The sequence below is a fragment of the uncultured Veillonella sp. genome (genome assembly GCF_934230905.1).
Taxonomy (GTDB): Bacteria; Bacillota; Negativicutes; order Veillonellales; family Veillonellaceae; genus Veillonella.
In genome coordinates, this window is record NZ_CAKQFJ010000019.1 from 12,851 (window position 1) to 37,837 (window position 24,987).

Annotated in this window: 31 protein-coding genes and 2 tRNA genes; 4 read left to right on the plus strand and 29 right to left on the minus strand. The window is 38.6% G+C overall.

Going from position 1 to position 24,987, the window contains the following annotated elements:
- Window positions 1-7: 7 nt before the first annotated feature.
- The 27 genes from Q0E20_RS06420 to Q0E20_RS06550 all read right to left on the minus strand — a co-directional run bounded on the left by Q0E20_RS06420 (window position 8) and on the right by Q0E20_RS06550 (window position 22,164).
- Entirely contained in the window at window positions 8-349 is a 342-nt protein-coding gene (locus Q0E20_RS06420) for a head decoration protein (protein ID WP_295997970.1), read from the minus strand.
- On the minus strand, window positions 349-1,431 hold the full coding sequence (locus Q0E20_RS06425) for a head maturation protease, ClpP-related (protein ID WP_295997972.1): 1,083 nt from the start codon (window positions 1,429-1,431) through the stop codon (window positions 349-351). The genes Q0E20_RS06420 and Q0E20_RS06425 overlap by 1 nt, the downstream gene beginning before the upstream one ends.
- A complete protein-coding gene (locus Q0E20_RS06430) occupies window positions 1,424-3,031 on the minus strand; it encodes a phage portal protein (RefSeq protein ID WP_295997975.1) in 1,608 nt (535 codons plus the stop codon). Before Q0E20_RS06430 ends, Q0E20_RS06425 begins: the two co-directional genes overlap by 8 nt.
- Before the next feature lie 9 nt (window positions 3,032-3,040).
- Entirely contained in the window at window positions 3,041-3,286 is a 246-nt protein-coding gene (locus Q0E20_RS06435) for a DUF6148 family protein (protein ID WP_295997976.1), read from the minus strand.
- Between the two features lie 8 nt (window positions 3,287-3,294).
- Window positions 3,295-6,369, minus strand: coding sequence for a terminase gpA endonuclease subunit (locus Q0E20_RS06440; protein WP_295997980.1), 3,075 nt, complete (start codon window positions 6,367-6,369; stop codon window positions 3,295-3,297).
- Window positions 6,370-6,390: 21 nt separating this feature from the next.
- On the minus strand, window positions 6,391-6,786 hold the full coding sequence (locus Q0E20_RS06445; RefSeq protein WP_295997982.1) for a hypothetical protein: 396 nt from the start codon (window positions 6,784-6,786) through the stop codon (window positions 6,391-6,393).
- Window positions 6,786-8,096 carry an N-6 DNA methylase gene (locus Q0E20_RS06450; RefSeq protein WP_295997984.1) on the minus strand — a complete coding sequence of 437 codons (1,311 nt, stop codon included), beginning with the start codon at window positions 8,094-8,096 and terminating at the stop codon, window positions 6,786-6,788. Before Q0E20_RS06450 ends, Q0E20_RS06445 begins: the two co-directional genes overlap by 1 nt.
- Window positions 8,093-8,623, minus strand: a complete 531-nt coding sequence (locus tag Q0E20_RS06455) for a hypothetical protein (RefSeq protein ID WP_295997987.1) — start codon at window positions 8,621-8,623, stop codon at window positions 8,093-8,095. Before Q0E20_RS06455 ends, Q0E20_RS06450 begins: the two co-directional genes overlap by 4 nt.
- Before the next feature lie 663 nt (window positions 8,624-9,286).
- Entirely contained in the window at window positions 9,287-9,754 is a 468-nt protein-coding gene (locus Q0E20_RS06460) for a hypothetical protein (RefSeq protein WP_295997989.1), read from the minus strand.
- A 38-nt stretch (window positions 9,755-9,792) separates the two neighbouring features.
- On the minus strand, window positions 9,793-10,092 hold the full coding sequence (locus tag Q0E20_RS06465) for an HNH endonuclease (RefSeq protein ID WP_227040850.1): 300 nt from the start codon (window positions 10,090-10,092) through the stop codon (window positions 9,793-9,795).
- 701 nt (window positions 10,093-10,793) lie between these two features.
- Complete coding sequence (locus tag Q0E20_RS06470) at window positions 10,794-11,324, minus strand: hypothetical protein (RefSeq protein ID WP_295997998.1); 531 nt, start codon at window positions 11,322-11,324, stop codon at window positions 10,794-10,796.
- 78 nt (window positions 11,325-11,402) lie between these two features.
- On the minus strand, window positions 11,403-11,735 hold the full coding sequence (locus Q0E20_RS06475; protein ID WP_287516802.1) for a DUF4406 domain-containing protein: 333 nt from the start codon (window positions 11,733-11,735) through the stop codon (window positions 11,403-11,405).
- 25 nt (window positions 11,736-11,760) lie between these two features.
- Entirely contained in the window at window positions 11,761-12,159 is a 399-nt protein-coding gene (locus tag Q0E20_RS06480) for a Prophage Lp2 protein 24 (RefSeq protein WP_024060143.1), read from the minus strand.
- Window positions 12,156-12,794 (minus strand): ATP-binding protein, encoded by a 639-nt coding sequence (locus Q0E20_RS06485; protein ID WP_295998007.1) that lies wholly within the window; start codon window positions 12,792-12,794, stop codon window positions 12,156-12,158. The genes Q0E20_RS06480 and Q0E20_RS06485 overlap by 4 nt, the downstream gene beginning before the upstream one ends.
- Complete coding sequence (locus Q0E20_RS06490; protein ID WP_295998009.1) at window positions 12,781-13,671, minus strand: Lin1244/Lin1753 domain-containing protein; 891 nt, start codon at window positions 13,669-13,671, stop codon at window positions 12,781-12,783. The genes Q0E20_RS06485 and Q0E20_RS06490 overlap by 14 nt, the downstream gene beginning before the upstream one ends.
- A gap of 3 nt (window positions 13,672-13,674) precedes the next feature.
- Entirely contained in the window at window positions 13,675-14,112 is a 438-nt protein-coding gene (locus Q0E20_RS06495) for a hypothetical protein (protein WP_295998011.1), read from the minus strand.
- Complete coding sequence (locus Q0E20_RS06500) at window positions 14,109-14,831, minus strand: MBL fold metallo-hydrolase (protein WP_295998014.1); 723 nt, start codon at window positions 14,829-14,831, stop codon at window positions 14,109-14,111. The genes Q0E20_RS06495 and Q0E20_RS06500 overlap by 4 nt, the downstream gene beginning before the upstream one ends.
- A gap of 2 nt (window positions 14,832-14,833) precedes the next feature.
- On the minus strand, window positions 14,834-15,541 hold the full coding sequence (locus Q0E20_RS06505; RefSeq protein WP_295998017.1) for a hypothetical protein: 708 nt from the start codon (window positions 15,539-15,541) through the stop codon (window positions 14,834-14,836).
- A gap of 10 nt (window positions 15,542-15,551) precedes the next feature.
- Window positions 15,552-16,319, minus strand: coding sequence for a phage antirepressor KilAC domain-containing protein (locus Q0E20_RS06510; protein ID WP_295998020.1), 768 nt, complete (start codon window positions 16,317-16,319; stop codon window positions 15,552-15,554).
- A 2-nt stretch (window positions 16,320-16,321) separates the two neighbouring features.
- Complete coding sequence (locus Q0E20_RS06515; RefSeq protein WP_295998023.1) at window positions 16,322-18,253, minus strand: AAA family ATPase; 1,932 nt, start codon at window positions 18,251-18,253, stop codon at window positions 16,322-16,324.
- Between the two features lie 9 nt (window positions 18,254-18,262).
- Window positions 18,263-19,888 carry a PcfJ domain-containing protein gene (locus Q0E20_RS06520; protein WP_295998025.1) on the minus strand — a complete coding sequence of 542 codons (1,626 nt, stop codon included), beginning with the start codon at window positions 19,886-19,888 and terminating at the stop codon, window positions 18,263-18,265.
- Window positions 19,889-19,935: 47 nt separating this feature from the next.
- Entirely contained in the window at window positions 19,936-20,292 is a 357-nt protein-coding gene (locus Q0E20_RS06525; RefSeq protein WP_295998028.1) for a hypothetical protein, read from the minus strand.
- Between the two features lies 1 nt (window position 20,293).
- Window positions 20,294-20,941, minus strand: coding sequence for a choline-binding protein A (locus tag Q0E20_RS06530; RefSeq protein WP_295998030.1), 648 nt, complete (start codon window positions 20,939-20,941; stop codon window positions 20,294-20,296).
- A gap of 13 nt (window positions 20,942-20,954) precedes the next feature.
- Window positions 20,955-21,347 (minus strand): hypothetical protein, encoded by a 393-nt coding sequence (locus Q0E20_RS06535; RefSeq protein WP_295998033.1) that lies wholly within the window; start codon window positions 21,345-21,347, stop codon window positions 20,955-20,957.
- 225 nt (window positions 21,348-21,572) lie between these two features.
- The gene (locus tag Q0E20_RS06540) at window positions 21,573-21,731 is read right to left on the minus strand and encodes a hypothetical protein (RefSeq protein ID WP_295998036.1); all 159 of its coding nucleotides are present in this window, start codon (window positions 21,729-21,731) and stop codon (window positions 21,573-21,575) included.
- Window positions 21,732-21,734: 3 nt separating this feature from the next.
- Window positions 21,735-21,935, minus strand: a complete 201-nt coding sequence (locus tag Q0E20_RS06545) for a helix-turn-helix domain-containing protein (protein WP_295998040.1) — start codon at window positions 21,933-21,935, stop codon at window positions 21,735-21,737.
- Between the two features lie 40 nt (window positions 21,936-21,975).
- Window positions 21,976-22,164, minus strand: a complete 189-nt coding sequence (locus tag Q0E20_RS06550) for a helix-turn-helix transcriptional regulator (RefSeq protein WP_295998043.1) — start codon at window positions 22,162-22,164, stop codon at window positions 21,976-21,978.
- Window positions 22,165-22,345: 181 nt separating this feature from the next.
- Here Q0E20_RS06550 and Q0E20_RS06555 point away from each other — a divergent pair, with 181 nt between their 5' ends.
- From Q0E20_RS06555 to Q0E20_RS06570, 4 genes are all read left to right on the plus strand, one after another.
- Window positions 22,346-22,726 (plus strand): helix-turn-helix domain-containing protein, encoded by a 381-nt coding sequence (locus Q0E20_RS06555; protein ID WP_295998046.1) that lies wholly within the window; start codon window positions 22,346-22,348, stop codon window positions 22,724-22,726.
- 35 nt (window positions 22,727-22,761) lie between these two features.
- Window positions 22,762-23,019: an ImmA/IrrE family metallo-endopeptidase gene (locus tag Q0E20_RS06560; RefSeq protein WP_295998049.1), complete on the plus strand. Its 258-nt coding sequence runs from the start codon at window positions 22,762-22,764 to the stop codon at window positions 23,017-23,019.
- A gap of 21 nt (window positions 23,020-23,040) precedes the next feature.
- Window positions 23,041-23,499, plus strand: a complete 459-nt coding sequence (locus Q0E20_RS06565; protein ID WP_295998051.1) for a hypothetical protein — start codon at window positions 23,041-23,043, stop codon at window positions 23,497-23,499.
- A gap of 146 nt (window positions 23,500-23,645) precedes the next feature.
- Window positions 23,646-24,719 carry a site-specific integrase gene (locus Q0E20_RS06570; RefSeq protein ID WP_295998053.1) on the plus strand — a complete coding sequence of 358 codons (1,074 nt, stop codon included), beginning with the start codon at window positions 23,646-23,648 and terminating at the stop codon, window positions 24,717-24,719.
- 92 nt (window positions 24,720-24,811) lie between these two features.
- Here Q0E20_RS06570 and Q0E20_RS06575 read toward each other — a convergent pair.
- Both Q0E20_RS06575 and Q0E20_RS06580 read right to left on the minus strand, forming a co-directional pair.
- Window positions 24,812-24,897 (minus strand) — tRNA-Leu (locus tag Q0E20_RS06575).
- 14 nt (window positions 24,898-24,911) lie between these two features.
- Window positions 24,912-24,987, minus strand: a tRNA-Phe gene (locus Q0E20_RS06580).

A 24,987-nucleotide genomic window follows, 5' to 3' on the forward strand; every position in this document is an offset into this window, starting at 1 on the left:
GTTCCCCCTATTTAATGCTAGTTAAAAATAAGTGAGCGTCTTTGAAGTCCGCTTCATGATCATTAATTTTATAAGCTTGGTCAACTACCAATGCTTCACGATTAAAGCGACCGGAGATGTATACAGTTAATACATTATGGTCACTAGTAGCAGTAGTATCAGATACTACGATACCAGCTGGTTTACCAGTTGTTGTAATTTTTTGAAATGTACCAGCATTGTTTTCAAGAACTTGGCCACGTTTATAATCGCCGGCTGCTACTTTTACATTTTGAGTTAATACAGGTACACCGCCACCACCTAATAGGTAATCAGCTGCGACACCATTTACTTGTTCGAAATATGCCATTATTTACCGCCTTTCTTAGCATTCGCAAATGCTACGACTTCATCAATTGCACTAGCTTTTGCTACTGCATCATTGGTTTCTGGTGTAGATGCACCTTGAGGTGCTACTTGATCTGCACCGGATTCCATTTGATCAATAACTAATTGTCGAATTTGGTCGACTACTTTGTTATCAGTTGCAGGAATATCAGATACAGCAGAGATGAAAGGTGTTACTTCATCTACTGTTTTACCTTCTTTAACAGCCACATCAACTAAACGATTGATGACTTCATTGTCACCTTTTAACGCATTTAATGCTTCAACGCGTTCGCGTTCTGCTGTTACTGCTGCGTTTTCTGCAGGTTCATTTGTAGAAATACCGAGCAAACCTTTTAAGCTTGCCATGAATTGGTTTTCAGTCATAGGTTTCTCCTTACTTGTTAAAAACTGTTTGATTTTTGCTTCATTTTTGGCCGAGTATTTGCAAGATACTTTGTTTACGATAATCATTCCGTTATTCATAACAGCTTTATCCGTAATCGCCGTATCTACTTCATCAATTAGGCCGTAGGACTTCGCCTCGTCCGCTGTGAGCCACGTTTCATCATCCATAAGTGTATTTACCTGTTCGGCTGTCAAAACGTTGCTACGGCTCAAATAAACGTTTGCAATTGTTTGTTTAACACTCGCCAAATAGTTAGCCATTTTAGTTAATCCGTCCGCATCAAAGCTATCACCTAGATATACGGATGGATTGTGAATCATGTACAACGCATTACTTGGCATGATTACCTTATCGGCAGCACATGCAATAATCGTAGCTGCGCTTGCACACAATCCATCAATATGTGCTGTTACGTTGCCAGTATAAGTCTTAATCATATTGTGGATAGCTTGCGCTGCGAATACGTCACCACCGCCAGAGTTGATGCGCATTGTTAGGTCATTACCATTACAACTAGCCAAGTCGCTTGCAAATTCACGTGGTGTAATTTCATCACCCCACCAAGAGGTATCAGAAATATCACCATACAAAATCAATTCAGATTGACCGGTACCATCTTGATTTACAAGATTTTTAATAGACCAGAATTTATTCATCCTCTTCACCTCCTTTCGCTTTAGATTCAGAGCCAACGGAAGGATTAACCGCATCAGCTAGCCCCATGCCATATTTCTCCATGAGTTGCTTTTCAAAAGCAAGTTGAGCAATGTTTTCTTCAAGGTCAGTCCCTGTCATTTCGGCCGCTTCACGTTCGCGAGTGGAAACGCCATTCTGAACGCGAAGAGTACTACCATTCATATCCTTAACAGGGTCAAGGATGGACATTGTAGGTCCAAACCAATCAGCATTACACCATGCTTTTCGAATCAATGGATCATCAAAGAAACCAGGCGCTTCAATTCGTCCGTTCGCTACAGCTTCCATTAGCCACACTTCATAGATTGGCTGACAGAAATCACGAGCGAACCACTTGCGCCGTAGTTTATATTCTTCCCATGCCTGTAACATTGCTGCACGGCTTGCAGAATACGAGGAGTTGAAGTTCTTCATTAGTACTTCGTAAGGCTGATTGAGTGCAGCACCTACTTGTTTGATTAATTGTGTACTAAATACTTCAAAAGTAGATTGAGCATTGGATGCATCCACACTCTTAACATCTACACCTTTAGGCAAAGCATTTAATGTACCAGGTCCTAAATTGTATTCTGATACATCGACTACTGGTTCCGTTGGATCATCAACACCATTGTCGGCCAACATATCATTTAATGAACCTGAGTTAGTCACGGCTTCCGTAAAGAATAATGCGAAGTACGATTTAATAATCGCAGATGTAAGCTCTGCATTTGTATATCGATACACTTGCTTTAGAGTTTCAATGACTGGTGCTAAATAAGGTACCCCTCTATACTGCTCTGGTCTAGTATCATTACTAATTTGTAGTACATTCGGAATGCTTGTACGCTTGCCGTACGCCTCAACCCTTGCCCATGTCGTTAACATAGTTGTAATTGGTTCGCCTGGCACTTGATTGGATACCCAGTAGGCTACAATTGCGCCGTCTGTATCAATTTCTACACCATTCAATATGCGGTTCCCATTATCTGGGTTAAGCGCTTCAACACCAGTTGGGTCACCTGTAACATATGTGGAACTAGTAAGCGGATTACTTACTCGATTACCTTCAATTAACTGAAGACGCAACGTATACGGCATATCCGGTGTTGTCGGCTTCCGTCTAAACACTGCAAAACTATCACCATCGGTAAGATATCCTTGATATGCGATGCTTTGCATATCATATAAATTGTTTTTGCGGTAAATATCGCAGTCTTTTGATTCGGCCCATAGGTCAAACTCAGCGCGAACCTTACGAGCCCATGCTCTAGCTTCCTCTGCACTGATTCCTAAGATTTGAAATTTAGGTCTAGGAAACACATTGAGGCCTGCACCAACTGTATGAGTGGTGCTTGTATTAATTGCAGCCGTGCCGACCGGTGTATTGATGGCTAAATCTGCGGATCTATCACGCAAAGTTGATAGATTTGCACCAATATCAGCCTTATAACCCAGTTTTCTTGGGTTATATCCCTTCAACGACTTGTTGTTATGAGAGGCTCCGCCCTCACTATATCCGCTATTTTTAGCCATCGGAGTGCCTATTTTAGCGCTAAATTTCTTGTTTTTTCTCGCCATTTCAGCCTCCTAATCTCTAAAAACTACCCGTTTTGACCGGTTTCCACGCCCATTATCGGTATCCATACCTGGTAATTTGGCGCCTCTTGCCACTAAATCATCAATCATTTTCCTTACTTCAGCTAAATTTGCCCTTGTAAGAGTCCGATTTCCGATTGTATAGCTTTGTCCAGTCAATATTGCTTCCTCAGCTTTGACATACCACTCTAACCGTACGTCAATAAGCCTTGGCTTACTTGAATAACTAATTGCCATACATCCTCCTAAATATCTGCTGCTTTACTAGCCCTACGAACACGTTTCCGAATTGGTTTCTTTCGCGGAGTAGTTACTGTTGTAGTGGAATGGCCTCCACCTTTGACTACTTCTGCCAATCTATCCCAATCTGGATGGATTGAATTCATACATGCTAGGTTATAGACCCGTAAGTCCAAAGGTTCATTACGAACCCCTGCCGTAGGTTCCCATATTTCATGGATAACGCCCTTACGTTTTACTTTCTTCTTGTGTTCTGAAATAATCCCTTTGAAATACAACTCGTCGTACCCTCTAGTTCCTAGGAATTCTTCATCCAATGGAAAATGAAAGTACTTCGCGCCAGGCTCTTCGATAGCCAATCGGTTCATTACTTGTTGTTTCCCATCGTCTACACCTAGCATGACAAGCGGAATCTTACTTCCCGAAGCTTTACCAATCTTATAGTTCAAAGGTATGCCAGGTGTTCCGGCCGTACCTTTGATGGCAAATCGTTGTTTGCTGAAGTTCTTTTCACAGTATTCATATACTTTTGACGTGTAGTGACCGCCGGAGTCAATGAAAGCACGTGCAACTTTAAGGCCTGTACCGTTCTTAAATCGGTATACTTTATCAAGCACCGCATCAAGCGCATCCCATGTCGCTTTATTGTCAGGTTCCCCAAGGATAACTCCCTTACAGATACCCCAACATTCTTCACCATATCCCCAACCGGTGATTTCATACTCTAACCGATTATCTTGTGTATCGACGGCACCAGTTAGTAGCAACACACCATCTGGAAGGTCTGCACCATATTTCTCACGGCGCCTAATGAATTGTTGATAGTCTTCAAAGGCTCCTTGCTGTGCGTATGACTCACCGAAACGTGTATTCATGACTACCTTCTCACGCGTTGGGTCACCTTTAGCCTCTAACCATTCCCTCATGATGTCATTCCATGTTAACCATGGTGAAGTAAATCCATTTACAAAAAAACTGCGTATGCCATTATGTAACGCAGCCGGGTTTTTCGATATGTACTTTTGAGGAACTTTCCGCATTTCGTCTTCAGAAAATGTAGATCCGCAATCAGGACACCGCCATTTCACATCACTAACTACTACAATCTTCCGACCTTTAGCGTCCTTATGTTCCTCTGTCTCACATTCCATCTCAGTATGTCGTATCAAATGATACTCACCACAATTAGGACACTCATGTTGCCACTCTTCTTGCGTACCTGTTTGATACTCTACATCGATTCGTGAGCTACCTTCATTCGTTGGTGTGGAGAATAACCCCATTACCCTGTTCCAGAACGTTGTCATACGTTTTGCAGCAAGGTCAACTGGGTCACCTTCTGTTCCGGCACTATCTGGGAATCGGTCTACTTCGTCTGCAAGTAGCACACGCACAGGACGTGATGCCAATCCGGCCGGACTGTTTGCCCCACACATGATAAGACGGCCACCAGGGAAGAGTTTAGATAAGATTGTGTTCTTACCATCTCGTGTCTTGGCCCCGTCTTCTGATTTCGTTTCGTAAAATACTTGTGATAGTACTTTCGTATCGCGGATCATCGGAGAGATACGAGACTTTGAATAATCTTGAGCCAATTCGATAGTCGGTTGAATCATCATGACTGCACATGGGTCAAGATGAGCGTATCGCCCTAGTACATTATTCATGATATCTGAATTATGAGTAAGAATAAGACTCCGGCCAGCTAAGAATAAATGTGTTGGACTATCAACTTCGATACATACTGTTTCGCGATTCTCTACACGTTTAACAGAAATAATCCTACGTCGTTTAGATTCACTCTTTCTTGTAGAAATAGTTCTATTAATTAAGCGGTCTTGCTTACGTTTCAAAGCGAATACAGGAGAATCTGCATATGCTACAAATGTAATCCGATACACTGTGCTAATATTTCCGGCTTTTCCATTTGTAGCTACTGCAAACTTCTTGTGCATTGTAGGCTTTAATCCTAATGAAGTTACGAGGTCGAATATATCATTTGCCAACTGTTTATTTTTTTGTGTTATCTCACAAATTCCCTTAGTTGAGCATGCTCCATCTGTATCCATAAGCCCTTGTAAGAGAGCCCATCTATCATCTACGGATGCCATCAAGTATGATGCTGGTATATGTTTATTACCAAGTACACCAAGAGATACTAACTTATTCCGCATCGTATCCCATTGTTTTATAACTGGGTCTACTTTAATGTCTTTAATGCCTTTCCATTTAGATTTTAAAGCACTTTGGCGTGCACATTCTGCACATCTTCCAACACTATTTCTACCGGTGATACGCATGTCGTGTCCTCTACGACAAATATTTTCATCAAGCTCTAGAGGTTCAAGTTGCGTATTTAAAATATTCGTAGATTTTTGGCGGATATTTACACGAACTCCATTTTTCTCAATCCTTTTGATAATCTCAATATCATTTACATGAGTTGTAATCTGAGCAGACATACTGTTCCCATCACCTAGCCAAGCCCCTAATGTATAAGGGTCAACTAGTAATTGAATATCACTCCGGAAATCTAACGCTCTAGTAATAGGAATAGCATATGTATTACGATTGCCCATTTTATAGGTTTGACTAATGGTATGCGTATCAACAATCATACCTTGTTTTTTATCAGTATCTACACTCCAATCATGTTTTTCATCTGCAACAATAACCGCTCCATCTGAAAACTTAACTTCATAGCAAGGTCTGTTATTCCATACTTCACTAACTGCTAAAATACGCACAGGCTTACCGTTTTCATCAAATACTTGATCATTAGTGGTTAAGTCTCCCATGCGTTTCCATCCTGTGGTTGTCATAATTGGTGTTTCTACATCAAGAGCCTTCCCGACCTGTGACGCTGACTTAACCACTACCCGATTGATACCAGGTTGCGTGAAAGCATCCATAATATCCTTTTGATATGGCGCTCTACTTGTTTTCCATCGCCCTGGTTCCGCTGAAAGGCCTTGTGATAGCATGCGATAATCGTCAGCCCATTGGCTAACACTGGTTTTTGGTAGTGGTTTCAGCCCCATTTTAGAGACATATTGCCACAATTCTTTTGCCGTTTTCATGCTATCACCTCCTTTTTTGCATTAAAAAAGCGCACCCATTTGTACGCTTAACCTTGTACCGTTTATAGATGTAAACATCATAGCTATTAATGCCTGAGTTTCGACATCCGTATGGCACACTACCTCCATATGTTTTATGTCATGTGCTGATATATTTAGTCCTTGTCTATATTTATATAAGAATTCAGGCATTGCCTTTTCTATCATCAAATACAAATAAAACGGAATTACATTTCTTGGCTTAATCACCACATATTTAGCATCAACTTGTTGTGATGTATCTAAATATAACAATTCCCCTTTGCTTGCAGATACTTGCAAGCAAATACAACCTTCCGGATACATTTGATTCTTTTTAGGACGCCCCAGTATATCAGCAACTTCCGTAATTTTAAATTTCTTGTAATTTCTTAACATTACACAAACATCTTTTGAAGTAGATACTTCTTAACATCTTCTATTTTTTTTATCACAGCTTCTTGCTCCTCAATTGTACAAGCACTTTCAGAAGATATCAAAAACTCTGTAAATTCTTTTACAAATTCATCATGCTCTTTCTTTGCATCAGGATCCGTACAAACTAATTGCTTTAACATCTCCGCAATTTCTAATCCCAAAGTACGACTTTCTCGATTAATTTCGTTAAGTTCTTTAGCAAGTTGTACCGCATCTGGTATTTCTTCAGGCTCAAAGCTATCAATATATCTAGGTATATTCAAGTTATAATCGTTTTCTTCTATTTCAGAAATACCAACTTTCCTTGAATACTTGTCAATATCAGAACGATTGTTATAAGTATCAATGACTTTTAACACCTGTTCTGATGTCATTATATTTTTATTTTTATGCTTAACAAAATCTTTCTGTGCATCGATAAATAATACGTCTTTGTTAGCTCGATTTTTCTTAAATACCAATATGCATACAGGTATTCCAGTATTAGTAAACAGATTAGAAGGTAGTCCTATAACCGCATCAAGCAAATTGTTTTTAATCAAATTTTTACGAATATCACCTTCAGCTTGCCCGCGGAATAAGACACCATGCGGTAAAATAAATACTGCTGTCCCATTATTTTTAAGAGAATAAATACCATCTAAAATAAAAGCATAATCTGCTTTACTTTTTGGCGCTAATTTATACCCATTAAAACGTTCATCATTAACAGGCACCCACGATAGACTATATGGAGGATTGCTAATAATTGTATCAGCCGAATATGTACTTTCATCTATACATACTTCTTTGATAATCTGCGGCGATTGATTACTAATCTCCACCTTATATTTCGCTATATTTTCTTGAGTTAGTACATTTCGTTCTATTACAACAGCAGGTACTCTGTTCATTACCAAATTAAACAGTAAAAAACATATCGCATTTTTAGAATATTCCTCAAGCTGTAATACTACATCTGGATTATTCTTATACTTAGCTAACGAAAGGCCACCTATACCAGCACATACATCTCTTACGCATCCATTAGTGGATATACCTGCTACGATATCCATAACACTTTGAGGTGTATAGTCTTGCATATAGTTCTTTCTATCTGCTGCTTTTTCTTCAAATTCCTGTAATAATCCCGAATACGAATAACAACCACTCATATTCGCGATTAATCTTTCCAGTTTATTATGATCAAGCAACACATCCATTAATACACCTGGTATTTCATGAAGCTCACGAACAGATAAGGCTTTCATCATGCAATCTAATATTGTCATTTTTGAACTTCCTCCTCATCTGTATCATCACTATCCATGAATAATGACGGCGTATATTCACTTAATTCGGATAATTTATCTTCAATTTCTTGCGTTAACAGGTTATATGCTTCCTCTTTTGTTACGTTCTGTAATTGTGGCGCCAGTTTTGTTGGCAATCCTAACAACTGAGTACGCAAATTTACAAGCATTTCTGTCATTACCTGTTCCACCGTATCTGCTGAGTACACCTCACCGTTCATTTTGGCCAGTTTCAACTCAGCAATCTTGCGTTTTGCGCGTTCATTCTTAGCCTTTTCAACCTCGAATACCGCATCATCGGAACTGCTTACCTCTTCGACAGAGGATTGGCCCTTATATTTGACATAATTGATAACGGATTTGATAACCAAAATTTGATTTTTTTCATCCGTCGCTAAAACCCCTTCTTGAAGCAGTTGCGAAACACGTTGACGCGAGAGTCCAAGTGCTTTTGCCAGGTTCGACTGCGAGGCCGTTGCTGTTTTCAAATCATCTGTAATTTTCACTTATCAATCAGCCTCCTTTCATTACCTGTATCACTAGCAAGAACATAAAAAAATTAAAATCTAGGCAATTTTTGGGGTCTCGGCCACCGCAAGGCATCAGCCTTGGCCAGAAGGACCCATAAAAAATCATCTAATTTTAAAATAATATATTTAATATTTAAAATTTATTTTTTATTTTTATGGTGAGACAGACGGCGCTCATCCTCATGGCGGTGCCGTGCCTCATCCCTATCCACATGTCTCATCATATGGTGTGCATGCGAACATGAACGGCAATAACCATTAGCTTTTATTACTATTTTGTTAGCGCCACACATTCCATGATGATTATCTAAGCATGCAGTCTTATTGCATCTTACATTAGGCATACCGTTCACATCCTTTCATCGCCTACTCAATACACACAACTCACAAGGTATAAGTGTATCTTAAGGTTGTGTAGTTATATATCAAAAGAAAATCAAACATGAATCATTGATTGGTGAGTTGTGTGTATTCAATAGGCACCAGGGGTGGTGGTATATCATGTGTACAAAACAAAAGGCTCGTATAACTGAATGGTTACACGAGCCTAATATTTTGTTTTGAGTGATTTGGTGAATGATTGCTCAATGACAATTTTCACATATATATAATATCACATATCTAAATACCAGTTTGGTACTATTTGGAACAGTTTGGTACTATTTGTGTCAATTCTTGACCTAATTCAATTAATGCTTCCTTTTTATATGACTGTACCTGTGTTTTACTATACCCTATAAATGATACCACACCTTTAAATGACATACCATTAACATATTCTTGCATCAATGCTATCTTCCCCTCAACACATCGTAAGCACTCAATATGTTTTCTTGCCTCTTCGCGTAACTGAATCAATGCATTCGTTTTCTCAAGGCATTTAGATTCGCTTTCTAACATCTTAGCTATACTAGCTTCTAATCCTTCTTTAATACCGCCGCCTGATACACGATCCTTACTATAATCTATTGCACTTAGCGAAGTGATATCACTTCTTAATCGTTGTAATTCTCTTTTAGCTGATTGTATTTCTAAGGTGCATGATTTTATTGGCTTTAAATATTCAATAGCATTTCTTATATATTTCTTTTCTTGTTCTTTATCCATGTATCCGCATCACCTCCCGTTACAAATTAATCACCCTTTTATATGTCATATCCCATTGCTTTACGATTTATTACATATATTGTTTCCGCATCAGTATGTTCTCTTTTAGCTATAATTTTTAAACAGGTTTCTTTGTTAGGCATGTTTCCTGCATGTGTATTTACATGACATTGACTGCATAATTGAATTAGATTTTCTCTAATATCTCCACCACCACTACCACGAGAAAATACATGATGTGGCTCTATATTACATAGTCTGCCACAGTATTCACAATGGTTTGTTCTAATTGTTTTAATCATTTTTTTATCAATGATTCTCTTATGTTTAATCGCCATTATTTCAGCACTCCTTTGTTTTGCTTATATTTACCGCTCTCCTTATGAACCTTTGCGGTTTTTGTCTTTACTAACGAATGTGATGGTGCATACGATTTACACATATGGTCTATATGAATTCCATTGGCCTTACACCAACCTTTTACATTATTGAGGCATCGCCTCTTTTCACAATACACATCTGTCAATCGTATTCACCTCTCTTTCAATTACTTATAGTTATATTAATCGCTATATTATGCCTAATTGGAATATCTATACTATATTTAGATACAAAGTTATCCACAATACAACATAGTGTACTGTGGATAACTTCTCATTTGACTTTCAGTTTTGTAAAGTTTATATCAAAAGTTCAAAAGCAATATTGTCTTTAGAGCATGGCGGATCGATAAAAAGACCGGTAAAAAACTATGGGCAAAAGACTTCGGCTATAAAGCCTGGCCTATTCCCATTTCTGATTTAAAGAAATAATTGCACAGCCTTCATGGTAAAACGCACAAATGAGGTGTCGCGAACCTCATGTAAAAAGAGGCCTTTCATAGGTCTCTTTTTATTACATATAGCAAAAAGCCCTTGCCGAAGCAGGGGCTTTTCGCTTTTGTGTTCTAGGTATTCACTGTGTCGAGAGAGATTAATCGTTTCCCTATTAACTCACACTATCATTATAAATTGTCAAAAATGACATGTCCACGACAGTTTTATGACAATTTCGTGTTTAGTCCAATTACACCCCATAAGAGTACGGATAGCTCTTCAATACCTCTAGCGATGTACCTATGAATGGTTCGTACATCAGGCTTTTCAGGAAATGATTCAGCAATCTCTTCTAAGGTTTCTCCATCAATATAATACCTGCGCATGCATTCGCAATATTTGAATTGCTTGCCACTACACTTCTCAGCATAGATATCGAGCATGTTATTTACATGTCGCATCATCAATGCTGTTTTTTCTTTAGATTTAACAATCGCATTTACTTTCACAATACTTTTATCGTCAAACATATCTATTAACAGTTCATTGAGCCATATATCCTCGGCTTGTGTCGAATCCGTGATAGCATTGTCTACGTATGACTGTAACTGACTATAATGCTTAAGCAGCTTGATCGTGTTGTGTCGAAGTTTACGACCCAGCTGTGCATTTTCTTGCTTGGCTAATTCATAGTAGGTTTTTGTGGCCACCTCAGTGGCCAACCTAGTGATTTTTTCAATTTCGTATTCATTCAAATACATCTCCCCCTTTTCAATTTGTAGTTTAGTCCGAATTGTGTTTATACCAACTTCATAAGAAGCATCTAACAATAATTAAATCATGTTCATTGCTTTCCATTCGCTTAACACAAATGTAGCAATACCATGTTTCTTGGCGTATTCATATTCGCCTTTACAACCTCGGCTAGTCTCCCAGCCATCACACAAGACCAGTACATCACAATGATTGAGTAGGCCTAAACATATCCCTAAGCCAAATTGATATTGGTCTCCGGTTAAGTACATGAATCCATAATTATGGATAGGTGATACATAGTCATGTGTAATATCAACCATCACCAGTTCTTGCATGATTTTGTCTATTTTTTCTTTATTGCTCTTCTTTCCACCATATGGATGAGCCACATATACAAGCTTTTTCTTCATAATACCTCGCTTTAATTAACACTCTTTACAGGAATATACTCATACGTTCCGATATGTGCAGGATTACATAATTCTCTGTATCAGTTATAATTTCATCTGCCATCGTGCCTATGAACTTTCTATTGTCATTTTCTAGCACACCTGCCAATTGTAGACCATCAAGAATAAATTTCTTAGCGAACGCTACATTGTCAGGATCATGCCTGGTCGATGAGTGCCATTCAAATAACAGGTCTACTTTACCCTTAACCGATTCTATCTGTTGTGATAAACATTGTTCTTTGACTTGCTCGGTACATTTCTTTTTCATAGCAGCGGCAGCTATAGTCGAACCACGTTCACAATCAATGTACTCGTTCAACGTCGGGAACCTGTCATGTGTTTTCTTTCTAAACCGAAACTGACAACGTAGAATAATCTTCATCGGTGTGAGTCTCCCCAAAATATAGCCTCTTCATAATCTTTGCCACGTAATCTATCAATCACTCGTTCGCTATAATGGTCTTTTGTTTGGTCGTTATTATAATTAGTTGTCAGTATAACTGGCTTCATATCATGGTATCGGCCAATAATAATGCTTTCAACTTTTGTATGCACCCAATCGGATTTAGAATACTCCGCTCCAAAATCATCTAACAACAATAGCGGAATATTCCTGAGCTTTTGTTCATAATTTAGAAACGCAACTCTGTCACCTTTAGATAAGGTGAGCATGATATCCAATAGACTAGGCATAGAAATCATCATACAGCCTCGTTTTAGCGCTAGAACCTCTTTCAGGATACTAACTGCTATAGAAGTTTTTCCAGTGCCAGCAGGGCCCCTTAAAATCAATCCTTTGCCACTTTTAAGATTTGCCTCTAGGTTATCCACATAATGTTTTACTACAGCATATGCTTCTGAATTTTCTTTAGGGAAGCTGCCATGCTTACGTAACCATCCAAAATCCATATCATAGTATCGCCGAGGGATACCAACAGCAGCATAGTCTCCATTGACATCACTCTTAATCACTACAGGCTTATCATATACCGGATAAAAGAACTCATCCTTTACCATGGACTCTCTCATATTCTGCTTGCCAGTCGACTTCTTCTTTTTTTCGAGAAACGTTTCTAGCATTTCCGTTATGTTTACTTGCTCCAAAATCTTTTTGCACCTCCTTCTTTAGATTCCCTGCCGTGACAGTTTCAACATACTTGATGCTATTACCGCCATTATCAGCTGTGGTGTTGATAGCCACAATAACTCGTTCCTTCCCATAAGACTCAACCAGATCATCTAACCGGTCTTTAATGACAGGTGATACATCTCCAATTGCTTTCATGTACAAATCATAAATGGGCTTATTTTTTACTTCATCATCGTCAAACATAGATAGAGGATTTTCATCTTCGCGCGCGCGCGTATCTCTCTCTATATTATTTCCTTTCCTTTCCTTTCCTTTAGCTTGATTTGCTTGATTTGCTTCGTTTGCTTGAAGCATTTGCTTCGTTTTGCTTCGTTGTTCTGCACTCTTAAGGCCACCTAAACGCCCAGCCTCACTGCGTTTGCGCGATATTTCAATTTGCTTATTTTTCCGAAGCAAATTCCGTCGAATAAGAGATGGGGACCAAAAATACTCTCCATCCGTCTCTAGCAATTCGCACTCATTTATAAGCAAATTTATAAATGCTTCAGCTTGCTTGTTTTTGCTTGCTTTTGCTTCGTTGCTTGAAGCATTTGCTTCATTTTGCTTCATTCCGAACGCTATAGCCAACCCTGCAAATGTGATTTTATCCATCGGCAATTTATAGTCTTCTTGAACCGCTAACTGCTCTATGAGTATCCACCACCAAGCGTATGCAATAACACCGCATAGCTCTTTCATTACGATAATTTTAGGATCATTGCTGGCATTGACGTCGTGACTGAAGTAGTATACATCCCTACCCATTCATCATTCCTCGTCTACAAATAAAGCGCCTTGTGCACGTTTGCCAGCAATAAACTTTACACATTCATCAATTAAGTCTTGCACTGAAATAGCGAATGTGCGGTCTGCATACTCTACCGGCAACCAATCAGTCTTGAATTTTAGCTCATCAGTTGAAGCTGCGTCTTGTATAATGCCTTCAACACTAACTTTATCTACCGCATCCTCGATAACGCCATATTTAAACTTAAATGACCTTACGACAAATGGGATGTTAAATTCTTCCAAAAATTCAAAATTCTTTTTCATAATAGCCTGTAGCCGGCTGAATGCTTGCATAAGTTCAGGCCGTGGATCATCTTTAGATTTAATGGTAAAAACATCTGTCAGGCCTGTAGCAGATGGTTTCTGATAGGCGATATTGATATCGTTATCTGTAATTTGAATAGATTTAACAATCATAATGGACTCCTTTCTTGTTCTACGACTACATATTTACCGGTGGCAGCTTCAACAGCTTGTTTAAACATAGCTGCATCAGAGTTTTCATCGGATAAATGAAGCAGTCGAATGTCCTGGCACTTAGTAAGGTCCATAGACTTTAGAAATTTAATAACATTCTCTAACGAAAAATGGGATTGAATTAATCGTTCCATACGTTTCTCATGTAGGCATCCATCGTCAACACGTTGGTTCAGGATTTCATAAGAATGATTACACTCGACCATAATGTGATTCACATCTTTAAATGTGTACCGACAATAATAGGTGTCGGTAATATATAAGAGTTTCTCTTCCCCATCAGAAACTAGAAACCCTACATTCTTAACATCATGCTCTAATTCAAATGGTAGGATAGTAAAACTGCCAACAGAAAATTGAATCTTCGGCGTTATATAAACTGCTTTATGATGCCCAGCAACATATATAGCCTCAGCGGTGTCTTTTAGCATGTACACACGATGTCCGAGTTTTAATAAATCAGGAACGGCCTTGCAATGGTCTCCATGTTGATGAGTCACTAATACGCCGCACAGATGCACAAAATTAAACCGACAATAACGCTGTATGTCTTTAAATGCTAATCCTGCATCTAGTAATAATTCATCCCCATTAGTTGAGGTTTTAATTCGGTAGCAGTTCCCTTTTGAGCTACTACCGAATGCTTGAATACTAATCACAATTAATCACCAAACATATTGACGACTTCGCCTGTTTCAGGATCTACGAATTCACTTGTAGGAGTATGCTCAATATCGATTACTTCGCTATTAGCATTCTTTTCTATTGTTTCTGCAACCACATCTGCAGTATCAACAACCTTGCCTTCAACATCGATAATTTCATCTGCAGTCTGTAGTCCCATACTAATTTCTGGAGCTGTAGTTCTAATCAACCATGCTGCAGCCCTGTAGCGTAACATTTGGTCCGGCATCGTTTTCCATTTAGAGCCTTTTTTATCGTACCAACCCTCTTGCTTGGCTAGTGCGATAGTTACTTCTGGGCCTGCTATGATTTCGTCACTCCCTTTTTCTCGAGTGTAAGCAATAATCCCCTGAGAGTCTGTTCCTTTTTCGCCAGTTGGTCTATATTTAATAGCTTCAAACCGTCCACATTGATTAAACGTTGCAATTAAAAATTTAGAGGACCAACCAGGATTGCCATATACGATATATAAGTTTTGCATCACCATTAATGGGCTAGCGTTCATTCGGGTTGCCATTTCTAAGGCGATAATAGCGTTCCCCATATTCTGTTCCCCCTGGAATTGTTGCGGAACTAGCGTGGAATGTGTAAACATTTTCGCTTGTCGTTGTAGCAATTCAAACCCCTCTGCAGATTGAAAACCAGGTAGATTAGTATTGCTTCTTGTTACTACTTCATTTGCCATTGTGTGCCTCCTATGCTACGTCTTCACATACAGCGTGAATGTTTAATTTAGTTAAGATACTATGAATTTCTAAACGGCCTTTTTGCGTCCACTTAGTCGTGATTTTAGAATCTAAGCGACCATCACTTCTACAGAATGTAAAAGTTTCTGATTTAGTAAAACCTTTCGCCATATGCTGCTTGTAGAGAATCCATTGATCACCGACCTTACGTTGTAGACCAGCTTCATGCAAGATTTTATTTAGCTCTTGAGCGCTCATGCCGTAGTCAGCGGCAATTTGTGTGATGGTTAAGCAGGATTTGCTAGAAAGGATTTTATCCACGTAATCCTTAACCGGTTTAAATTCCGCAATCTGCTGTTCTTGTTGTGCTACAATGGCTTTCGTTGCATTATGTGATTCTACCTCATCGGCATACGCTCTAAGAGCTTCAGGCAATGTCTGCGGAATCACCATAGAATAAGAACCGGTTTTTCTAATAGCAGGGATTACATCATGCGTAATCCAACGTTTGAATTCTTTGGCTTCAGGTTTTCGACTTGAAAGCACAAGGTTATATAGTCCGTATTCGTTAATAGCCGCAATATCTTGTTTTCCTCCAGGGGTGTCCAGTTTAACCGACCCCCTTTCATCAGGATCTAGTCGACTGATTGCATCTCGGTGCTTTGTGATTTCTAAACAATCACATACATCCTTAGCGACAAACATTAATTCACCATCTACTGGAATAATCCGAACTTGCCCAAATCTATCATTATTAAAAATTTGTAAGTCAGTCATACTCATACCTCCTTAACCACTAGTTGTGGTTCTGATTCATCAACGATGAGCTTAATAGTTTGACTATTAACAGGGACAAATTCAGTCACCGCTTCAGCGTTATCAATAAACACCGGAGCATTCACTTTGAAATAGTTAGTTAATGCGTTGATGATATCAAGGCCTACATTAATCCTTGCAGCGTTGTTCATGCTGCGATACGGAACCCCTTTATAGGTGGTTTCGCAACATTCCTCAACATTGCCATTCAACATAACATTAAACATCTTGAATCGTGCTAGTTTGAATCTCGAGTTAATAACATCTTCTAGCATATTGACCTTAGCTTTGATGAACTCATCCATTAGATAAGACGCCTCATCCAACTTTGATTTTTCCGCTGCTAATTCAGCCTGCTGACTTTCTAGTTCAGCTACACGATTATCAATCCGCTTAGCCTCTTCGTATTTATTCAATTCAGTTTCAAGGTTAAAGCGGTGTTCTTTCGTTGTAGCAATACGTTTGTCTATGTCTGCAATCTCTTCAGAATGATCTGTGTTAGATTCATCAAGTTTCATCTGCAGCATAAACTCTTCTGCTTTTAAATCAGCATATACAGAATCATCATCAAGCACTGGCGCTGTTAGTTGTCCAATCTCATCAGTTATGGTTTCCTTAACGAGTTCTTTCGCCTTAATAAGAGCCTCTAATGTTTCAATAGGCTCTAAGCCGGCATCTCGTTTTTTAATATTCTCGATGTCTTGTTGTTTTAGTTCAATGGACTGATTAAGTTCTTCTAATTTCTTAGATTTTCTAAGGTTAAACTTCGTTTCAGCTTTTTCACGTGCTGCTTGAATTTGCTCTGCAGGAAGTTTTTGTCCGCAGGTTGGGCAAGCCTCATCGATATCCATTACAAATGCATCCTCGTTGACCTTCTGACGTTGATGCATCAAATCGTTAATAACTGCTTCAATAAGCTGGATATCCCTATTTGACGTATTAAGGCGATGCTTAGTATTCTCAACCTTAGAAGATAGATTGTTAAGTTCAGATACAACCATGTCGTATTCATTCGACTTCAATGCAGATTGTTTTTTATATTCCATCTGCAGTTCGCTTTCACGAGCCATCAATCGACGTTGTACATCTCTAAGCTCCGCTCTAGTATCAACAACCGCATGTCCATTCACTAATAATGCTTTGTCTGCCTCTAGAGCTTCTAGCGTTGTAGTTGCTAAGCTAATCTCCTGAATAAGAACATCTCGAGGAGTATCAATAGTAGGCTTCCCTCGTAATGCCTCATCAATTCGAACTGGAATCATATCCAGTTCTTTATTGATGGCGGTTTTCTTAGCGGCTACTACCTTTCGATGATCGTCAACACTATGGCCTGATAAGATATCAGTCAATGCTTTTAGTTCACTATATTCTGCAATAACATCCTCATCTGATATATCCCCGCACATCTCAAGTAATAGCTTTCTGCGGTTCTGCCAGGAATATGTTTCATTGAAATACAACGGATTAGTAATTAATTTGAAAATATTTTCATCAACTAATGAATTTACTATCTCCTTATATTCCTTTTCTTTTTTAGGAACGCCATCGACAAAGTAGTCTGTCGTATGACCTGTCATAGTTACTTCACCACCACGAGGGGATGAGTACTTCTCCCGGTACACGCGCTTTAATTCAACAGTGCCCCCTTCATCCAATGTAAAAGTGCCTGTGACTTCGTGATTGACTTTAGGGATAGGTAAGCCAGCTTCAATAGTTTTAATTTCAAAATCGGCTCTGCCTAAGCTATCCTTACCAAATAACAGCCAGCATACAGAGTCAAATACAGTCGTCTTGCCCGTAGCATTATCTCCGCGGATAATAACATCACCGTTGAAATTTATAGTAAAAGCTTTCAAACCTTTAAAATTTAGTAATTCTAATTTTGTGAGTTTCATAGTGATCTCCTATACAACATTAGCGTCCACATCAATGGTATGAGGTTCAATCTTCAAACGATTGGCCCATTTCATCACCGTAGAGTGGATTTTATTGTCTTTTTTTAGTTGTGCATTCGCGAATAGCTTCGCTTGTACTAGATGATTAAATTTAGGTTGACCCTTTTTAACCTTATTACCAGTGGCTAGTTCTAAGCATGCAATAGGATTCATGTCATCATCCGTGACAACCACAATTGCTGCTTGCCCTTGAATGACACGGTCACGATATGAACCTACACAGTTCTTCAATCGCTTTCCATATGTCATTAAATCAGCTGCAGTCTTTGGTACCATAAAGTGCATCCCATTCATATCCGCTTGTAATTGAGGTTGAGCAGGCAATATTACATCTCCATATTCCTGCTTATTAAAGATATTGATTACTTCGTCATGAAAATTCTTCAACTTGAATCGTTTCTTCCATAATGCCTCTTGGTATTTTGGCTCGAGTTTTGCATGCATATCCACACAGTCTTCTATATCACGAATATTCTCGCTTAGTAGCCATCGCAATATAGTAGGTTCACCGCACCGTTTAATTAGTTGTTGCCACATAAACGTTGCATGTGGGCTTTTTAGCCTCATCGCCTTACGTACATCATTAGCATTATGAGCTTTACCAACATATGGATCTGTGCCATCAGCTCTAGTACGCTTTAATGTAAGAATAGTGCGCCTGCAATTTTCATCGCCAAATAGATTTAAGACATCTGACATGTATACGCTCAACGGATCATAAACCATACGCTTTCGTAAGGCTCTACTGTTAGGAGCCTTATATGATTGTCTAAGCGCTGCTTGAAAGTTCATACCTTTTCTTGTAGCCCCTAACACATCGTCATCAAATGGGATATTTGTATATCGATATAAGCAATAAGCATTAGTCCAATACACATATTGTTTCATTAAGCTAACAATGCTAGGCATATCAGGTGCCGATAGCTTCAAAATCATATTGAGCAGCATTGTAAAATGGTAGCCATTTTCTTCAGTAGCACTAGGTGCCACATATACATCCTTGGTCCCATATCCGTAAGTTTCCTTCAATCTTTTTTCAAACATAAGTCGTAACGCTTTGAATGTTTTGTTTAAATTCTTCCGGTTAAAATCAGTCATGATGTATGAATCGCCAAAGAATTTCAGTACCGGCATAATCTCGTTCTCACGAATATAAGCAACAGTCAATTCATGATGGATTCTAAATCTATCAATAAATGTTGCCTTACGTTTCTTGAAGTCGAACCGCAATGTTTCTGTACACATCCCTAAGTCATTTTTTTTACCGTCAAAGAAAAGCTGGATAGCTTGATATCGAATCTTCAAATCTAGGAAGTGCTTATAATTGATAACCTCGATATAAGCCGATACAGGATATACGCTCTCATCATTTATAGAGAAATAAATTTTATGATCATATGGATTAGAAGTTGCTTGGCAATTGGGACAGGTATAGTATTTTGAACCGGTAACATATCCATTCTGATATGAATATCTTCGTTGCCAGCTACCTCCAAACGTAAACCCACAATCGATATGGTGTATAGTTGTATATTCCGCACCATAAGGAGCCTCTAGGATTATGCTATCGAACATTTTGTGAATATAGGTACTGGATACAATCTCCACAGTGAATACCCCCTTTAATCACCAAACATAGCGAATAAGTTTTCTGCTTCCTTCTCTTCAACAGATGCAGGCTCTACTTCTACCACTGGTGCTGGTTCTTCTTTAGGCTTAGACTTTTTAGTCGTAGCCTTTGATTTCTTACTTTTAGTTTCAGCTTCATCCTCTTTAGACTCTGCCTTTTGCTTCTTAGTAGGTTCTACGATTTCACAAGCCTTTACAATAGCATTGGATGCCTTCATGACACCCTCGGTATACGCAATACCAGCTTCGTATTCTTCGGCATTAACAGGGTCAAGTTCAATTGCTTTATGCAATGTATCCAGCGCCTTTTTACAGATATCAGCTTGTGCTTTAAATTGTTGCTTAGACATATTATTCCTCCCCTGCCATAGCGGACTTCAAATCAGTAATAATATCGTCAGTCAATACATCACTGGATACCTTCCCATTTACCCCATGTTTATGGAAAATAGTCATGGCTTGTTTAGCTCGAGCAGTATCATTTCCCATCCATTCACGGAATTCTTTATAGAATACTTTCTTATCCACCGGTTCAGCAGTTACATCTAATGCGGCATCCTGTTCCGATGTTTCAATAGTAGCTGGCTCCTCAGTTGGTGTTTCAGCAGGAGCAGGTTCTACAACCGATTCTGTAGCCGGCTCAACCTTTTCTTCTTTTTTAGTTTTTGTTGGCTTACCTTCGAAATCTGTTACAGGGACATCATCTGCAGGCGCTGTCACTTCATTTTCTAAGATTTTCACCTTACAACCTTCAGCTTCAAGTTGATTTATACCTTCTGCAATCTTTTTACTACTCTTTTGAATTGCTTTCTTGAATGTATCCTCAAGTTTACTTTCTGCTAGTTCAAGGCTAGTGCCTGACGTTACTTTAACAATTGGCTTTTCCGACATACATTGGCCTTGGCATTGATGATTTAATCGTTCGTTCCAATCTGCTACTTGCACTGCTAGATCGTCCAATGTATTGAATTTAATAGTTAAGATATTTTGATTTTCCATGATTTAATCTCCTTTAGAATTGAAATATTAGTTCTCCATCAACTAGTTGACCTTCTACAACTTTTGGCATTCCTAGTTTTATCAACTTATCAATGACAGCTCGCTTTTGAGTAATAAAAATGCATCTACGTTCAATCTGACTCGCCGTCGGTTTAATTACAAATGGTTCGGTCTCCACTGCGGGGGATACACATATTACTCTGTTATTAATATCAATACCCACCTTGAAATACTCTGGGCCTTTAATTTTCCGATAGGCCAACATTGATAATTTGATATAGCTCTTACATGTAACAATAGCAACTTTCATAGCCCTATCATGTTTACCGTTATGTTTTTCAAAGAAGCTAAAATCAAATGTATTTATAGCTGGTTTTGATTTTTTCTTTGCTACAAGTTCAGGCATAATACCTCCTTTTTAGCAACGATTTAATGTGTTACAATTAACTTGGTTATTTAACTAGAGCTCGTATCTCATTGCCGTGAGTACGGGCTTTTTTACATTTATTTTTAATGTGTTCGTCATGGCATCTCTTACACACCCTAATAGCTTTTCGATTTACTTCATCGAATATATATCTATAGGTACATGGGATAATCCGTACGCCACATTTTAAACAATTAACACGCTTCATCTACCCCCTCCATAAATGGCTACATATACGAGCATTGCTACTGCTAATAAGAACATAGAGACCATTACTAAATCAGGAATAGTAAATCCTTGGACATCTGAACCTTCTAGTAGAGCCCCCATTAATACAGCAACTACAATAATTAACTTATTCATAGCTCACTCTCCTATTCTTGCCTGGCATCTTTTCGCTAACCAGGCATTAAACGAATCTAAATGTATTAAGCGTTTACCTCCACGCTGTCCAATCTTCATGGACGGAAAATCAAAGTCTTCCGCCCACTGCCGAATGACAGCAGGTGCTACGCTGGCCAACTCAGCAGCTTCATCAACTGTGACGCAGAGTTTGCTTCTATCCATTATTTCCTCCTTCCAGTATTTACGGTTTAACCGTAATCAACTATAAAAAAATAATGTCATGATAAGCTACATTGAATACCTTTTGTATCATTTCAATATGTGGTACATCTGGAAATGAGCGTTTGCGTTCCCAATTCCCCCAAGTATCTACAGATACTCCTATTTTCTGCGCTGCAGTTACTTGTGACCAGTTCTTGGATGCTCTTAACATCTTAAGAGTATACTTCATAAACTACCTCCTTTCATCCAATAACACCTTGTTTACAGTCATCATTTTACTATGGTTTTTCCGTAATGTCCATAAAACAAACTTAAAATACCGTAAAATTTCCGTAAAATATTGATTTTATTACGAACTTATCGTAATATATAGATATATAAAGTAATATATTGCATTATAAGAGGTTTTTATGAGCGGATTAGGCAACAAGGCTATAATGGCCGAAAACATCCAACGCTTAATGGATAGTCGAGGAATTGATAGAAATAAAATATGTGCTGATTTAGGTTTTAAATACACAACTTTTACAGATTGGGTTAAAGGAAAGACTTATCCCAGGATAGATAAAATCGAGATGATGGCTAATTATTTTGGGGTAAACAAATCTGAGCTAGTCGAAAAACACGTGGAGGGTGGTTATTACACTAACGCTGAAGCAGCCGAATTTGCAGAGTACCTACGTACACGTCCAGGTGCACGCATGCTCTTCTCTGCTGCAAAAGATATGTCTAAAGAGGAGATGGAAGAAACAGTCAAATACATAGAGTTCTTAAAATCCAAACACAAGTAAATACACAAGGGAGAGTATTATCGTTGGTTGTAAATTTGATTTACTGCGACTTACCACATGCCAATGCTGTGTCAGAGGAATGTGAAGATGTAGATACGCATAACATCTACATAAATAAAAACCTCCCTCATGATCGCATGAGAGAGGAAATTAAACATGAATTAATGCATATTATTAATGATGATTTTTACTTAGATGAACATGTGAACCTTGTCGAACAAATGGTTCGTAGGTCACATATAGATGATTCGGCATTAGAAAACATCGACTTTTACCATCATTTTAATGTGTAATTATAGACAAGGGGAGAAACCATGAAGAAACTAGTTATTATTGCTGCATTAGCTTTAATGTCTACATTACCGGTACAGGCTGTAACATTTCAAGAGTTAAACCCATATAATGGGTATATGCAGATTCCAAATTCTAGGGGCGAAATTCAATTCATACCTATTGAATCTTTAGTGACTGAAAAGGACAATGGGAACAAATTAGAAATCATTCTACCTGTATATGGCTATAACACTGGAGATACTGCTATATCTAGCTCTACTAAACGATTTACTTATGATTTTATAAATCATACAATCACAATGCAAATCATAGAAATTACATTCTACGATGGTAGATCCGGTCGAATTATATTCCATTCATTTATTAAGAACCCTAAACGCGTTGAATTACAACCAAATACTTATGGGTATTTAGAAGCTATGGGCGCTCTAGGAAATGCACAGCGCACTGGTAAGTACACGCCTAAAACACAAAACTAATAAAAAATAGCCCCTACTCTGCTACCAACAGAATAGGGGCTACGATACACACCTTAGAGGCATATACCAAAGAACACTATTATTATACCACAAAACCTCTAAGGCTTATTTAATATACCCAAATTTAGGCCTAGGAGGTTATTTTTATGGCAAAAAAGAGAGCCGATGGACGATACCAGGTATCGAAAACCATCAACGGTAAGCGTAAATTCTTTTATGGCACCACTAGGAAAGCGGCCATAGAAGCTATGGAGAAATACATAAATACTAATCAATCATGTGCTAATTTCGATGATACCATTTCATTAAACACCTGGATTAATATATGGTTACAACTAAAAGAAAAGACCATAACCCCTGCCACCTATCAAAGTTATACTGGTATTATCAATCGTTACATAAGAGATAAAATCGGTGGCGTGAAGTTAGCTGAAATTAAACCTAATACATTACGTTATGTCTTTGAATCTATGGATGGATTATCATCAAGGACTATATCCTACACCATGACAATTCTAGGCTCCATATTAGAGCAGGCGGTAAAAGATGACATCATCCCTAAAAACTATATGAAAAACATAGACAGGCCAAAACAGGTTAAAGTCCGTCATATGGTAACGTTATCTGCAGATGAAGTTAAAAACTTCTTATCCAATATCTCTAATGTAGAACATCATGCACTCTTTAAATTAGCATTTGCAACAGGTATGCGACGGTCTGAGTTACTAGGCCTAAGATGGTCTGACATCGATTTCAAGAAATCGACTATATCTATTTCACAAACAGCACTCAAAATAGGATCCACTGCAGTTATATCAAATACAACTAAGACCACATCCTCAAAACGGATAATTGCCATTGATACGGAAACACTCCAGGAGCTTATGAAGCATAAAACAGTCATAGACAAGCGCAGAATTAAAACTATGAACTGGATTAATAACAACCTTGTATTCCCTGGTATAAAAGGCGGTCCTCGTTGTCCTGATGAAGTCAGCAAGCTATGTAAGAAATACGCCAATTTAATCGGTAAGCCATCTTTTACAATGCATGGCACTAGACATACCCACGCCACCCTTCTCATTGAAAATGGGGCTAATATGAAAGCCATACAGGAACGTCTAGGGCACGCGTCATTCCAAGAAACGATGGATACCTACTCACATGTGACACCTAAAATGGAAGATGACATCGTAGAACGTATTTCTAAAATATTCTGATGTCAAAATGATGTCAAACCACGCAAGACTTTATGATGTCAAATAAAAATAAGGGCTTACAGAATTACCTGTAAGCCCTTATTTAATCAGCTTGGTGCGGTTGGAGGGACTTGAACCCTCACGAGCGTACGCTCACCACCCCCTCAAGATGGCGTGTCTGCCATTCCACCACAACCGCGTGGAATACAAAAATGGTGCCTCAGGACAGAATCGAACTGTCGACACACGGATTTTCAGTCCGTTGCTCTACCGACTGAGCTACCGAGGC